11 protein-coding genes and 4 pseudogenes are annotated in these 13,992 nt (G+C 37.9%); 4 read left to right on the top strand and 11 right to left on the bottom strand.

Translation table 11 applies throughout. The features are described from left to right. Positions 1-982 precede the first annotated feature (982 nt). A pseudogene (locus H6G77_RS34395) lies at positions 983-1,111 on the bottom strand (transposase); the annotation flags it as partial. A gap of 67 nt (positions 1,112-1,178) precedes the next feature. Between H6G77_RS34395 and H6G77_RS34390 the strand changes: the two are divergent. Next, on the top strand, positions 1,179-2,693 hold the full coding sequence (locus H6G77_RS34390) for an RNA-guided endonuclease TnpB family protein (protein WP_190678206.1): 1,515 nt from the start codon (positions 1,179-1,181) through the stop codon (positions 2,691-2,693). Between the two features lie 57 nt (positions 2,694-2,750). Here H6G77_RS34390 and H6G77_RS34385 read toward each other — a convergent pair whose 3' ends face one another. The 3 genes from H6G77_RS34385 to H6G77_RS34375 all read right to left on the bottom strand — a co-directional run bounded on the left by H6G77_RS34385 (position 2,751) and on the right by H6G77_RS34375 (position 4,310). Further along, the gene (locus tag H6G77_RS34385) at positions 2,751-3,494 is read right to left on the bottom strand and encodes a hypothetical protein (protein WP_190874031.1); all 744 of its coding nucleotides are present in this window, start codon (positions 3,492-3,494) and stop codon (positions 2,751-2,753) included. Positions 3,495-3,554: 60 nt separating this feature from the next. Beyond that, positions 3,555-3,947 (bottom strand): hypothetical protein, encoded by a 393-nt coding sequence (locus tag H6G77_RS34380; RefSeq protein WP_190874030.1) that lies wholly within the window; start codon positions 3,945-3,947, stop codon positions 3,555-3,557. Between the two features lie 132 nt (positions 3,948-4,079). Further along, on the bottom strand, positions 4,080-4,310 hold the full coding sequence (locus tag H6G77_RS34375) for a hypothetical protein (RefSeq protein ID WP_190678235.1): 231 nt from the start codon (positions 4,308-4,310) through the stop codon (positions 4,080-4,082). A 180-nt stretch (positions 4,311-4,490) separates the two neighbouring features. Between H6G77_RS34375 and H6G77_RS34370 the strand changes: the two genes are divergently transcribed. After that, positions 4,491-5,828, top strand: coding sequence for a hypothetical protein (locus tag H6G77_RS34370; RefSeq protein ID WP_190678238.1), 1,338 nt, complete (start codon positions 4,491-4,493; stop codon positions 5,826-5,828). Between the two features lie 125 nt (positions 5,829-5,953). Here the strand turns inward: H6G77_RS34370 and H6G77_RS34365 are convergent, their stop codons facing one another. Beyond that, a complete protein-coding gene (locus H6G77_RS34365; RefSeq protein WP_190678242.1) occupies positions 5,954-7,003 on the bottom strand; it encodes a J domain-containing protein in 1,050 nt (349 codons plus the stop codon). Positions 7,004-7,198: 195 nt separating this feature from the next. Between H6G77_RS34365 and H6G77_RS34360 the strand changes: the two genes are divergently transcribed. Both H6G77_RS34360 and H6G77_RS34355 read left to right on the top strand, forming a co-directional pair. After that, positions 7,199-8,149 carry an RpoD/SigA family RNA polymerase sigma factor gene (locus tag H6G77_RS34360; protein ID WP_190874029.1) on the top strand — a complete coding sequence of 317 codons (951 nt, stop codon included), beginning with the start codon at positions 7,199-7,201 and terminating at the stop codon, positions 8,147-8,149. A 443-nt stretch (positions 8,150-8,592) separates the two neighbouring features. Further along, positions 8,593-10,182: an SDR family NAD(P)-dependent oxidoreductase gene (locus H6G77_RS34355; RefSeq protein ID WP_190874028.1), complete on the top strand. Its 1,590-nt coding sequence runs from the start codon at positions 8,593-8,595 to the stop codon at positions 10,180-10,182. Between the two features lie 151 nt (positions 10,183-10,333). Here the strand turns inward: H6G77_RS34355 and H6G77_RS34350 are convergent, their stop codons facing one another. The 6 genes and pseudogenes from H6G77_RS34350 to H6G77_RS34330 all read right to left on the bottom strand — a co-directional run. Further along, entirely contained in the window at positions 10,334-10,873 is a 540-nt protein-coding gene (locus H6G77_RS34350) for a hypothetical protein (protein WP_190595221.1), read from the bottom strand. Between the two features lie 11 nt (positions 10,874-10,884). Beyond that, a pseudogene (locus tag H6G77_RS36705) lies at positions 10,885-10,971 on the bottom strand (GNAT family N-acetyltransferase); the annotation flags it as partial. 40 nt (positions 10,972-11,011) lie between these two features. Beyond that, positions 11,012-12,136, bottom strand: coding sequence for an RNA-guided endonuclease TnpB family protein (locus tag H6G77_RS34345; RefSeq protein ID WP_190874027.1), 1,125 nt, complete (start codon positions 12,134-12,136; stop codon positions 11,012-11,014). Positions 12,137-12,235: 99 nt separating this feature from the next. Further along, positions 12,236-12,667: pseudogene (locus H6G77_RS34340) on the bottom strand (GNAT family N-acetyltransferase); the annotation flags it as partial. Between the two features lie 215 nt (positions 12,668-12,882). Then, positions 12,883-13,605 (bottom strand): hypothetical protein, encoded by a 723-nt coding sequence (locus H6G77_RS34335; protein ID WP_242049408.1) that lies wholly within the window; start codon positions 13,603-13,605, stop codon positions 12,883-12,885. Further along, positions 13,588-13,716, bottom strand: a pseudogene (locus H6G77_RS34330) (ATP-binding cassette domain-containing protein); the annotation flags it as partial. The gene H6G77_RS34335 and the pseudogene H6G77_RS34330, both read right to left, overlap by 18 nt. Positions 13,717-13,992 lie beyond the last annotated feature (276 nt).

The following is a 13,992-nucleotide window of genomic DNA, read 5'->3' as shown; positions in this document are numbered from 1 at the left end:
CGAGAATTTGAGAGTTGTACATAGTCGGAACCTCTGTCCAAACGACATCAGTGGTTATTAGCGAAGCGATAAAAATTATTCGTTTAAATCATGATATTTCTTGATAAAATAAAGTTTATGGAATCAAATTTACAACTGATTGTATGTTTACTCGGAGCGTGGTCATGCAACTTTTTCAAGACTACGAAGTTTACAAGGATTTGTTTGGATTGGAAGTAGAATAGCAATCAGAAAAAAATAACCACTCTCTATGGAGTGGCGGATTGCTATTATTTTCGGTGGTACAAGACAAGGGAATCGAACATTCCGGGGAATCTGGGTATTTCGATTCGCCGTTCAAGTCTCCAATCGTGTTGAAGCAGTTTCCTGAACCGAGTGCAACCAGTAGCCTCGTCTGTATCGCCTATATAAACAACTCTGTCGCCAGAGTAATTCAACAGGCACTGGTAAGCCATCGGGCTATAACCCGGCGGCCAACAAAGAAACAGGCAATGGTCAGGGTAGTCAGCAACGGTGCTGGGGTTGCCAACTTCAACTTCTGTCCACTTGTTAGAACAGTAGCCGTTGTCGTAGGGCTGTTCATCGAACGCCCGAATGACCCCGCCTGCCTGTCTAACCAGAAACGCCCAATACCCTGTTCCTGCACCTATCTCGATGATGGGTGACAAGGATACGAGATATTCGATAGCTTCTTGGTTCGGAACAGCCCAGGCGAACTGTCTTGCCAGAGAAACTCGCTGTTCCGAAAGGTCACAGCGAGAGAGGCTATTGAAAATTTGTAGGTACTCGTTCATGCGAGATCCTCCGAGAGACTACGCCGGTTATTAGCGAAGCGATCGCTGTTCGGAGGAATTTCACACCTAAATAGTGTGGGAAAGGTGGTAGCCACGAAGTAGGTAGTTCAAGAAATTAAATGAATTGAACTACCTACGTTATTTATATCGTGGCGGAAACCTGACTCACGCGGATTTATCCGCAGTGGTTATTTGTAATGATGAGGGTCATTAATGTATTGTTCAATAATTGCCGAAGAAACTTTACCTGTCGTGTCATAAAAATAGGCATGAGTCCACAAAGTAGGAAGCTTAAGTAGCTGTGGAAACTCTTGTCTAGCATTTTACAACAATGTATTGTATATAGCAATGAGTCTTATACAGAATTAAGGGGGTGATAAAACAGTGGCTAAGAGTAAAACTCCATCTTTCGTGACTACGATTCCATTGTTAGTTGATAGCAAGCAAGAATCAGAGTTATTGGCTAGGTTTCAAGCTAGTAGGCAGTTATATAATGCTTGTCTCAATGAAGCAATAACTAGGATGAAGTTGGTTAAACAATCTGATATCTATCAGACAGCTAAAAAACTGCCCAGAGAGCAAAAGAAACAACGTTCTAATATGTTCTCGGAAGCTAGAAAACTTTATAGATATTCGGATTATGAATTACAAGCTTATGCCACGTTAGTCAGTAATAAATCAAAATGGATTGCTGATAAAATAGACTCTAATACCCAACAGACAATAGCTACTCGCGCTTTTAGGGCTAGTGAAAAAGTTTTGTTTGGACTAGCTAAAAAAGTTAGGTTTAAAACTCCTAATAGATTCAAGTCTATTGAAGGCAAAACAAACAAACAAGGCTTGCGCTGGAAAGACAATCTACTCGTATGGGGAAAGCTTAAGCTTAATCCTATTATCAATGAATCCAATCCAGTAATAGAGCATGGGTTAAGCTCACCTGTCAAATATGTTCGTCTGCTGTGGAAAGAGATCAATAGTAAACGTCGTTGGTTTATTCAGTTAATTAATGAAGGTCTACCATATCAAAAACCACAAAATTATATTTCAGAAGGTATTGTTGGTTTAGACCTCAATATCTCTAACATTGCCTTTGTAGGTGACAATCACTCTGGGCTACTACCTTTTGCTGACAAAGTTCCTGATTTTCAAAAAGAAATAACTCGATTACAGAGAAAAATGCAACGCTCTCAACGTGCAAATAATTCTGAAAATTATGAGGCAGACTTTTTAGCTAAAAAGGGACGTAAAACAGTTGTTAAGCAAGGTAAAGTTAAAAAAAGTAGTCGTAAATGGAACAAGTCTAAATACTACAAAAAGAATGCTCAAAAGAAGCGTGAGTTAGAAAGACGCAAAACATCTTATGCCAAGTCTCAAAATCGTAAAGTAGTTAATGAGATTTTAAGACATGGCAATATAATTAAAACCGAGAAAGTCTCGGTTAAGGGATGGCAGAAACGCTACGGTAAGGCTATTTCTGCTAAATCACCTGGATTTGTACAATCCGAATTGAAACGCAAAGCTGAAAACGCTGGTGGACAATTCATAACTTTTTCTACTTCATATACTGCACTCTCTCAAACTCATTTAGATGGTAGTCGTATCAAAAAATCTCTATCCCAACGGGTTCATAGAGATGTGACAGGGATTGTTATGCACCGTGATATTTTCAGTGCATTTCTGAGTAGATACGTTAATGAGGATCAGTTGTCATTGCAAGATGCTCAATGCGAGTATCCAAGGTTGGAGCAAACCCTATGGTTGGCATGGCAACAATATCAAACAAACTGTGAACAAGTAGGCGAGTCCGAACGTAGGCTGACTCATTCATCCTCAGAACAGTTCAACCATGAGGGCAAAAGCGTTAACCAGATAGCTGTTAAGAGCGAAAAGTTAGCGTGAACTTTGCCTGAATCCACGAACTTCTAGTTCGTGGAGTGGCTCAAATTATATTAAGAATTATGAGTGTTCAATAACTCTCTTCATTCTTGACTCTAGTTTTTCTTGATTAATTGGAATATTGGGTACAGTTACAATACAAAATATGGGTTTAACAAATATTTCCACTTCAAAAGGGTAATCAACCAAATAAATTTCTCTATATTTATTAATTGGAAGATTTGATTCTATTGACCATAATCTAGGTGTTTGCAAAATATCGTTAATGAACGAATTAGAATATTTTAATGCTTGATATTTGTCCCATAACTGAATTAATACTCCCTGAATTGCCTGTTTTCCTACCCACAATTGAGGAGGAGTGCTTTCTCTAATTGAATTTATATCTAAACTCAGATAATCAGTGAGTGCTTCTTGATAGCATTGTTCTTGTTGGCTTAACTGCTCTAAATAGTGCTGCTGCTGTTCATTCTGCCATTCTTCATCGCAGATGACATTATGTATTTGACTATTAAGCTCTAAAAGTTCTTGAAATGATTTTACACTTGCTTGGGAAGCTTCATGAATATTTGGTACGTGCCAAAACAGTCGATTATCATGATGAATAAGAATTAATTTCAACCAATCATACCATGAGTGGATATTCATTCCCTGATTTTGTAAAATTTGATTACCACCACTATGCTTATCAAATGGATGTACATGGAGTCCGTCAATAAGAAGCACCCAAACAGCAAAATCAATCAAACTTGATGAACCAATGTGGATATGTCCTGTTGTTGAAGTATTATGTGAATTTATCATTTTATTGAGTTATTTAGAAAAATCTAAGGGGACAGTAATGTCTGCCCCTTATAATCTATTTTAGTCGCACTGAACAGTTAAAGGCTTTCTTAAGAAATATCGATGAATACCAGATAAATCAATGTAATAAGCCTCACCTGAGATTGTAATTCTTTGTTTTAATCCCTCAAAGATTTCTGTTGTTTGGTAGTCTGTAGTAGGAAACACTGTTCCATAAACATCTCGACTCAATCCATCATTTGTTTGAAAATTAAAGTGTGTGGCGTTGATTGGCTTATTTGAATTATTGACAATAACTCGCCAAATAAGTTTAGTTTTACCACCTCGAATATGCTGGCATTGGGCGATTCCTAATGCGCCACCGCCCAAAGTATCTCTATTGATTGCGGCAGTTGCTATTTCCGGTAACAACAAAGAAATAATGAGAGTTGTCCAAATAGTTTTTATGAACATGAGTGTATTCTCCAACAGATTTTTACTCATGTTTTGCGTAGCAGGTTTTCTCAAAAAGTTATTTTTATTGAAGGGCAAATGAAAACAGCCACTCTATTCAAAGATTGGCTTAAAATTTTAATTACCCACAAGTTATAATTTAGGAAAAGATACGATGATTTCTCTCTCTTTCCACTGATTATACAGAAACATTCTGGACGAGATTAGTTGAAATTGAGTTTCTGATCTGCCGCTATTGTTGTTGCAAGTTGTAATTACTGTTCTGCTATCTAAAGTTCTCCGATTTGAACCAGCCAGAACGATAGAATTAACAGACGAAACTGTTAAGATACAAGTAATAGTTGCAATTAAAGAAGCTTTCATTATTTTACTCCTCGGTCTGTTGTAACTTACTGTTTTCACCTTTAATTAGCGAAGCGGTTGAAGACTAGTAAGGCAGTAAAACTATTAAAGCCAGGTTTACATTCTAAGTCATAATATATAATTGTCAAATGAGGGGATTATTTTCTATAATAAAAAATCTAAAGTTGTATAAGTAGTTAAATGCAGATACAGCCGCCCCCAGAAAAATTTCTCTCGACATTATTAGAAATAAGGAACTACTATGCGCCACTGGTAGAAGAGTATGGAAAATTGTATCGAGAAGCTTTAGACAACCTAAATCACGTAGAAGCGTTGTTGTCGAACTGGCCTGTGACCGTAGAGGTGAATAACAATGGCTTTTTTAGAGAAGTAGCAGAAGAAGTATTTACCGTACCCGCTCAAGAAAGCAGCAATGGTAATAGCGTTGATGTCTTGAAAACGGCAACAGAATTATCAGAAACTCAGGATAATGAATTATCACTGGTAGACAACATAAAAGCAGAGGTATTTTCTACTGAGAATCAAGAAGATATCAACTCGCAATTAGAAGAAACTCAGCTAATAGTTACTGCTGAAGAAGATGTATTCTCAGATGATAGCTTTGATAGTTCTCAAGTTGAAACACAAACTCTGGAGTTTACTAATACTGAAAAATCAGCCGCAACAACACAAGAAGATAATACTGCTCAAGAAAGCGACATCAAAGACGACAGTAACGACGCTCTAACAGCAGCAAGTGAAATAGCCCAACTGGATACGACTGAGCCATTACCCCAAGAAGATGAACCCCCAGTTGCCGAGTTTACCAAGCAAGAGGAAACCACCACTACGCCAGATAAATCCTTGTATGGGCAAGATATTCCGATGCTAGAGGAATATCACTCTCTAAGGCGTATAGAAGCGATAGAAAAACTGTTACAGCAGCATAAAGGTAGTGTATGTCATATAGATTTTGTGGTGCGATCGCTGTATGGCGAGTTAGAACCAAAAGCTTGGAAAGTAGTCAAAGGTAGAGTTCAATCAACGCTGACTCAAGGCAGAGAAAGCAAGAAATGGTCGCTAGTTCCGGGCAAGCCAGGGTACTACACCATAGATTTGAAATTACTCAACAATTCTCGCAAGGGTAGTTCTTCTAAAAAGAGCCAAACGAAGGAGCAAAAACCCGGCCCCCAGGCGCAAGCAAATCTCAGCAACGATAGTTTGTCTAAGCCAAATCAAAGTCAAGCCAGAAAACCATCTCCACAGGCGAAAACTAATGTTATTCCGATGCAAGGAGAGTTTGAAGGCAAATTTTTGATTGATGCGATTAGTTTGTTATTAGAACAAAATCCGAGAAGAGTTTTTGATGTGGCTGAAGTTGTCAAGCAACTATATGGAGAACTCACGCCTGAGCAATTGCAACAAGTCAGACCAGGAGTGCTGAACGAATTGTCACGGGGTTATCGCTCAGGCAGATTTTCTAGAGTGCCAGAAGAAAAAGGACTGTACATTTGGGATTCTAAGTTGCTACCAGACTAATAACAATTCGCGGCGGACGCTCGTGGACTCGCTAACGCAACGATGCTCCCGCCCTGATCCGAAGCACGCAATTCGCAATTAAGAAAGCCAACTTGTACAAGAGTTTGTTAATCAACAAGTTCTTATTAAATTAATTGTGATAACATCTGTTCCAAAATATCTTGGAGTAATTCTTCTTCAGAAGAATACAGAGAAACTGGGCCAGAGAGAAATTCTTGAATAGTTAGTTTCTGCTGTTGAAAATCTTTGACAAAATCCCTGATTTGAGAAACAGCTTGAATTTGAGATTCAATTGCTTCGACCATCCCGGCTACAGCATCAATGCCCTGCTTGGCTGCTTTGCGAGAGCTAGAAACCATTGCTCCTTCTGGTGTATTTTTGGCTAAACGTAGTTCTCGTTTCAAGTTTTCATATTGAGAATGAAGAATTTGATTTTGCTGTTCTAGATGGCGACATTTGCGAGTTAAATCATCTTCACTATTAGGGTTAATCGTTTCCCCAACTTGCTGACGAGATTCAATTTCTAACAGTCTTGCTAAATCTCCTTCTTGGTAGGCAATATTTATCTCCTGCATAATTTGGGTATGATATTTCTGTGTTTCGCTATCTTGTGCCTTGTCCGGGTGAAAGATTTCCGCTAACCGCAAAAATGTGGAGCGAATTTTTTGCTGTGTTTCGGTTCTAGCCCCAGCCCCAAAAGAGGTAGTTTCTTGTGCTGGCCACTGTTGATTTTGATGAGAATTTTCGGTAGATTGAGTGGAGAAATCTTCTTCCGTAGATGAAAACTCTTTATTTGGCTCTTGCTGGAATTGCTCTGTATCGGATTTGATGCTGATAATTCCGGCAAATTGTAGTTGACGATAAACTGCTTGTATTTTCTTAAGAGTTTGTTTACCAAATTTTCGAGTAGCAAAGATAGTTTCAAACAAAGCGTGAATTTCTTGGTCGATTTGAGCCATTTTTTGGAAGCTCGAAGTTGTTTGATGTACTACCTCTGTGGCTAAAGAACGCGACTTTTCGACAAAGTTATTTAGTTCAGTTCGCTTTCTTTTAATTTGCTTAAGGATTGATTGGTGTTCTTTCTCTAAAAATTGTAAGCGCAAATGTAACTCGGAAAGAGCCAGTCCTTGTGCAACAGTAGAAGGAGATGAAGATGTAGCAGTTCGTCGAGACATAGAAGATTTATGCTGTTTTTCAAGTGAAAAGAGTGATACATATATCAAGACACTCCATTGATGATACAGGAATAGGCAAATTTGAAAACAAGCGCGATCGCTGCATAGAAATCCAATCCTGAGATGAGATTTTCGTCAGGGTATTTGATTTATAATTTTGAGTCCGTCTAATGAGTGGAGAAGTAATAAAGTTGTATGTCCAGCTTAAGTTCCGACACAGTACGCGTCTATTTGCAAGAAATTGGTCAGTTCCCGTTATTAACCTCTGAGCAAGAAATAACTTATGCAAGACTTGTACAACAAATGATTGCCCTACAGCAGCAACAGCAGCAATTAAGTCAACAATTAAATCGCCAACCAACATCCTCTGAAGTAGCTAATTTTGTCAATAAAAGCGAACTTGAAATTAATCGAATCTTCCAGCAGGGTCAGCGAGCCAAGCAAAAGATGATCACAGCTAACCTGCGATTAGTGGTTTCAATCGCTAAAAAATACCAGCATCGCAATCTGGAGTTCTTGGATTTGGTTCAAGAAGGAGCAATCGGTTTACAAAGGGGAATCGAGAAGTTTGACCCTAACCGAGGTTATAAGTTGTCAACCTACGCATACTGGTGGGTTACTCAAGCGATTACCAGAGCGATTGCCGAAAAATCTCGGACAGTGAGGCTACCAATTCACGTTAACGAGAAACTCAATCAAATTAAGAAGGTGCAGCGAGAACTATTTCTTACCCTCGGTCGTCGTGGCACGCTGACAGAAATGGCCCAAAAATTGGAGATGCAGCCGGGACAGATTCGAGAATATTTAGCGGCGGCGAATAAGACAATTTCTCTTGATTTAAAAGTAGGAGATAACCAAGATACAGAACTAAGCGAACTTCTAGCCGATGAAGGGACATCACCAGATGAACAAATTACCCAAGAAATGTTGAGCCAAAATTTAAGCGATCTGTTAGCAACACTAAAACCTGTGCAGCGTGAAGTCCTAATTTTACGCTTTGGACTGTTAGATAATCAAGAACGAAGTTTGGCTCAGATTGGGGAAAAGCTTCAGATCAGCAGAGAGCGAGTGCGTCAAATACAGATGCAAGCGATGACTGCGCTGCGTCGTCAACAACCATCTATTGCACAGTATCTAAATTCTTAATTAACAGATTAGCTCACCCTGATATAGATATCAACCCAGTAAGTTTTTTCAGCATCACAGCAGTAAATCTAAATGAATAATGAAGAGTTAGAAACGCTCAAAAAACTAGCTTTGTTAGATAATTCTTCAACAACGCTAGATTAAATCAGCTAGTCAAATCAATTCAAAATTGAAATCAGTCGGGGGTTGAACCCACCACTAATTTTAAGAATCAGTGGGAGCCTGTACTCAGAATCACTTAATTCAAAATTAATTGTCTTGCTTCTAATTTTGCCTACGTGAATTTTGCATTTTGAATTCAAAAAATGTCAATCAAGTAGCTTGATTAAAGAATCATATTTAGTACAACTCAAGGAGTTGATTTGCTAACGCTAAACTTTTGTACTTGATGGATTCTACTTGAAAGCAATAGGTTACAAATAAATACTGAGAGAGTAAAAATTATGCAAGTATGTCTAGTTACAGGTGGTAACTCTGGTGTAGGTTTAATGACGGCTATAGGTTTAGCCAAATTAGGCAATCATGTATTTATTGCTTGTCGTTCGGCAAATAAAGCCGCAAAAGCTATAGAATACATTCGCCAAACTACCGGAAATCAAAATGTAAAATTTTTACCGCTTGATCTAGCTTCTTTAGATTCAGTTCGTAGGTGTGTAAAACTATTTAATGACTACAATTTACCATTACATATATTAATCAATAATGCGGGTATATTCAACAATAGAGGCCAAACCAAAGAAGGGTTTGAACTGATTTGGGGAACTAACTATTTAGGACATTTCTTACTCACTTATTTATTACTAGAAAAATTGCAAAGCTCTGCCCCTAGCCGCATTATTATATTAGCGTCAGATTTAGCATTATCTCCAAATGGGATTGATTGGGATTTATTAGTTAAAAGAACACCGTTAAATTTTCTAAAATTATATGCTGTTTCTAAATTTTCTTTATTGCTTTTAACAAGAGAACTTTTGCAAAGATTAAGTAATTCTCAAGTCACTGTTAACGCAATACATCCAGGCTTTGTACAATCAAATATTACTATATGGCATCGTCTCAGCAAGTATTTAGGTTTAGGTATTTCCGTAGAAGCCGGAGCATATAGTACTCTAGTTGCTGCGACTTCCCCAGTTTATCAAAATATTAGTGGGAAATTTTTAGATAGTCACGCTCAAGAAATTCTCTTACCAGAAATAGCCCAAAATCAAGAATTGTCAAAGCAACTATGGGAACGTAGTTTATTATGGGCTGGTTGTAACCAGCAGTCGAATAACAAGAAAATTAATTATGATGGTACTGATGAAATTTGGGGGACAAACTCTCTGGCTTTGAGTAGCAATGAAATAGCTGAGATTACCCAACATATTTTTGATGAAATTCTTTTAAAGTTACCAATTAAAATATTATTAAAACAGTTAGTTAAATCATTTATTAAATTTGATATTGGCTCGTTGTTCATTATATTAATCCAAGTTTTTACTAAACGTTTTTACATGGAAAGACATTTAGATTCACCTGTAATTTGGCAATTATGTCAAGATAAAAATTTATTAGAAAGGGTGAATGCTCATTTAGGGGATAATTTAGCGTTATGGCGGTCAGAACTATGGGTAAATTACCCTGCCCAGCAATTAATTCCTTTTTGGCATAGAGATTCTTATTCTAAACTTCTGAAAGGAGATGGTAAAACTATTAATGTTTATATAGCTTTGACAGAAGTTAATCAAGATAATGGATTTGAATATCTACCTAATATTGATTTAGAAAATTGCAAAATAAAAGGAACAGACCCTTTTAGTGGGAATCATTTTTTTGAAATCCCTAATGAAGTTGAAAAAAAAGCTATTCCTGTGGTATTGCATCCTGGTGAATTTGTACTATTTACTAATAAACTATTGCATCGCTCCATACAGAACAATAGCGGTAAAGCCCGACTTTCGCTAACCCTAAGATTAACTCAGTCAGGGGTAAAAGTTTTACCGGGTTATACTTCTAATTGCCAAAAGCCTGTAATTTTGCAATCACAAAAATAGCTGCCCATAATAAATGCTGTTTGGGATTGTCCGTTAAAATATTTTGTTGCTAATCGATTAGCTTAAGTGTTACAAAAGTAAAACTTAGAACTCAAAAGTCAGAATACACGCTTAATATTTGATGTAATGTTATTGTTTCTCTATTGAATATTTAAGCAGAAATTTTCTCAGAAAAATTCACCTGTGACATAACTTGTGCGCGGATTGAATTAGCCGCCGTCTCGGCAATTTCTGCTCTATCAGAATCATTAAGAACTACTGCAAGTAGCAATTTGAGAGCTTCGCGGTTAGATATAAACTCTTCACCGTATAAATCATCTTGCAGTAGGCTGGCTTCTAAGTAAGGTAATAGCTCAGGTGTAGGAGATATCAATCGCTGTTTAATAAGTCTCCTTGCTGCCTCTACTGCTGAGGAAGTACCTACGCCTAAATTCCATGTTTCAATTATTAGCCTGATTTCACGGTTAAGAGATACACGCAGCGTTGATAAGCGACCAAATAAAGGAAGATTGAGCATTAAAGGTGCTAATGCGCTACCCCAATCCAAACCAGCACCAATAGTACAATTTGCTTCATCTTCGATACGAACAGCCTCATCGAGCCATCCTTCACCAAAAAGTAAATCTATAGCTTCTTGGGTTGTGACTGGCTCATCTGCCTCAGAATTATGATTTTGCGGTTGGTGATTCATAAATTTTCACTTTATCTTCGTCTGAATACTCCATACTCAAAATAAACTAGATTCTCGTATTCTTCTTCAGGTCCGCAGTTAAACATATTTTGCTTTTCTTGACATACTCCCCACCATTGAATGGTGGGGATTCTAGGCTCAAACAGCGATTGCAGTTTCAAACCGACTTACATCGCCTAACCCAATGGTTGATGCCCCAACCATAAGAATATTGAGTGCGGCGTTTTCATCCCTTCCGTTCACTGACTGACAACCCGAACAACGCCATTCTCTGATAGACAAATCAAGACTTTCTAAAACCTGTCCACAGTGCGAACAGGTCTTACTACTGGGATACCATTGGTCGATGAAAACAACGCTCTTTTTCTTCTTTTTGGCAACCCATTCTAGAATTTGTAGAAACTCACCAAACGCCAAGTCTGATATTTTTCTACCCCAAAGACGTTGCATTCCTTTGAGGTTGAGTGTTTCAAAACATAGCACATCAAACTTATCAGTCAAATGATGCGCCAATTTCCAAAACCAATCACGCCGACGATGAGAAATATCTTCGTATCTGCGTACTAAATTCTTTCTGGCTCTTTCACGATTGATTGAGCCTTTCAATTTTTTGGAATGCTGTCTGCTGGCTACTTTGATGGCGTTTAGAGACTGCTTAAAAAATTGGGGTGACTCAATTTTTGTACCATCTGAGCAAGTGAGGAATGTCTTGAGTCCAAAATCAAACCCCGCTATTTTACCAGTCGTGGACTTGGTTTGTGACTCAGCACAATTATCAACTACTACAACCATAAACAATTCACCCAACGGTGTACGTTTTATGGTTAATGTTTTGACTGTTCCTTCTATCTCTCTAGACTTCCAAAACTGATATACTCGATTCCCAATTTTTACCCTATTGCCTCCCAAAAACTTATAACCAGCTTGTTTTAAGCTGAATGATTTGTATTTTTTAACTTTCTTAAATCCTGGTGGTTTAACTCCTTTCTTGTTATGTTTAAAAAACAATTGGTAAGCTTTCTCGATGCGTTGACAAATATCTTGTACTGCTTGAGAACCTACGGTTTGCCAAAATGGATTACGCTTTCTTAATTTGGCGATGTGCGACTGAAGTTTTGCACAACTCAAGTGCTTGCCCCACATTATGTAGTAGCGTTTGTGTAGAGCAATGCAATGATTGTAAATTACCCCAGCCGCATTAATAATGCGTTTAAGGTGTCTATTTCTTTTGTGTTGATATAGCTTAAACTTCAGTGTTTTCATATTAATATTTTACCAAAAATATGAAGCTAAAAACTCAAATTCTTTCTAAATTAAGCAAAGTTTCTCTTGATGAGCGAGGCTTTAAACCCATGTTTTTGGTAACCCCACTCTACCTTCATACCCTAGCTCAACACTTCTAATTCTGGCAAAATTTAAGAGTGCTTGACCAACCCCTTTGAATTGAGGCGGACGCTGAATTTCGATTCGATTAGTGGGGGCAGTAGCAATGCCATCAACATAAACTAGTTTCTTACCAATATTTAATCGGGAACCGTGCATTTGTGTTTCTATGATCATTAAACCTTGAGTTTTGTTGTCGCACTCTACTGCATAACCTTCAAGATTTTCTTGATTGGCCAGATATCTTAATTTAAATATCCAGTCCCAGTATTTATCTTCTTGCGTAAATAACCTTAGAATTTCAACCCAATCATTTACATAATCATCAACGTGTCTTTGTCCTAAATCTACTAAAGATGCTGCAACAGATGTATTGTCAAGACCTCTTTTTAACTCTATTTTTCGCTGCATCTAAAGCTCCTAATTGCCAACTTATGATGGCTTTCCATAAATTGTTCAGTAAGCTCTAATGATATACTTAGTCCTATTCTACTTATATCTCATCTAACAACAGAGTTAAGAGAAACAAAGCTCGTTGCCGTTTATCATTTGAACCACTGTCCAAACCCAAAGCGATCACTAAAATTATTGTCAATAAGCATGGATTAATGCGATTATTTTTGAATCTATTGAGAATAATTTAGGCTTATTGAGATGATGTGGCTGCCCTGTAGAAGTAGGAATTCTTCCGGCTTTTTCTTCAGACTCCTCATGTGCCGAATCAGGACTGCAAAAGGATTGATGCCTTGTAATATTAACAAGGTCATCCAGCAAAGTAATTTGAGTTGACTGAAGGCAGTAGGTCGAGTTAACCACTCATGTATGGCAATCCGAGCTTCATCAAGAAAACTGTCATACTCTTCTTTAATTGGAGAAGCATGGAAGACTCGTGAGTTAATCCCATGAATTCCACTCACCCAGTTTGTCCCAATCTGGATTCTCTCTAGTTGAGCAACTTCAAGATGGTATAAGTCATGGTAGTGAATACAAACTCCTCGAACTCTTATATGCTCATTGCCAATCTTGATGGGGATTAAGCTTATACAACCAAGGAATTTTTTGAGTTTGACAATCCTGGGATTGTTTGTGCAGAGTGCTAAATAACTCCTTACTAAGGCGATCCAAGCTAGGTAGTAGGGAGATGAAGGAAACTGAGGGTTCTTTGAAATAACAGCCTGAGCTTTTGGAGAAATGTTCCTTATCTGCGAGGTGGGTTGAGGTTTGCTAGAAGTAGTTTGGCTAGAAATCTCTGCTAAAAAGACAAACAAGTAATGAGGAAATTTTATACAATACCGCTTTGATTGTAAACCTCGCTTGTTATCTTGCTGTAATTCCAAAAAGAGAATCATCTCTGGTTCCATTACTAAAGCACGAGCGATCGCTACGCGTTGTTTCTGCCCACCTGATAATTTGGAGGGGTAGATATGCGTAAGAACACTTAATTTGACTGCTCTGAAAACTTGCGTAAAATCTATACTTTCGATTGTGGCTGATTGAGATACTTAGAGAAAAATTATCTAAAAATGGTACGAGTACAGTTAGTTTATCCAAAAATCCCAGATAGCAAAAACTGCCCTTTGGAACGGTGCATAGCTTTTGAAAAATATGATGGAACCAACTTACCTTAGTGGTGCAGAAAACTTTCCAGAGTCTCAAGTGGAGAAGACAGTGATACGGGAGAACTCAATTTGTTGCTCTATGTGCGTTCGTTTTTTGAGTGAAGCAGTAGCAGGTGG

Origin of the sequence: Aulosira sp. FACHB-615 (assembly GCF_014698045.1) — a bacterium.
Taxonomy (GTDB): domain Bacteria; phylum Cyanobacteriota; class Cyanobacteriia; order Cyanobacteriales; family Nostocaceae; genus Nostoc_B.
The sequence above is the reverse complement of the archived record's forward strand: the minus strand, read 5'-3'. Positions and strand labels throughout refer to the sequence as shown.

Excerpts from the sequence above, each read along its gene's own strand:
- H6G77_RS34385 (WP_190874031.1), bottom strand. The coding sequence starts at position 3,494 with ATGATAAATTCACATAATACTTCAACAACAGGACATATCCACATTGGT.
- H6G77_RS34380 (WP_190874030.1), bottom strand. The coding sequence starts at position 3,947 with ATGTTCATAAAAACTATTTGGACAACTCTCATTATTTCTTTGTTGTTA.
- H6G77_RS34375 (WP_190678235.1), bottom strand. The coding sequence starts at position 4,310 with ATGAAAGCTTCTTTAATTGCAACTATTACTTGTATCTTAACAGTTTCG.
- H6G77_RS34370 (WP_190678238.1), top strand. The coding sequence starts at position 4,491 with ATGCAGATACAGCCGCCCCCAGAAAAATTTCTCTCGACATTATTAGAA.
- H6G77_RS34365 (WP_190678242.1), bottom strand. The coding sequence starts at position 7,003 with ATGTCTCGACGAACTGCTACATCTTCATCTCCTTCTACTGTTGCACAA.
- H6G77_RS34360 (WP_190874029.1), top strand. The coding sequence starts at position 7,199 with ATGTCCAGCTTAAGTTCCGACACAGTACGCGTCTATTTGCAAGAAATT.
- H6G77_RS34355 (WP_190874028.1), top strand. The coding sequence starts at position 8,593 with ATGCAAGTATGTCTAGTTACAGGTGGTAACTCTGGTGTAGGTTTAATG.
- H6G77_RS34350 (WP_190595221.1), bottom strand. The coding sequence starts at position 10,873 with ATGAATCACCAACCGCAAAATCATAATTCTGAGGCAGATGAGCCAGTC.
- H6G77_RS34345 (WP_190874027.1), bottom strand. The coding sequence starts at position 12,136 with ATGAAAACACTGAAGTTTAAGCTATATCAACACAAAAGAAATAGACAC.
- H6G77_RS34335 (WP_242049408.1), bottom strand. The coding sequence starts at position 13,605 with ATGATTCTCTTTTTGGAATTACAGCAAGATAACAAGCGAGGTTTACAA.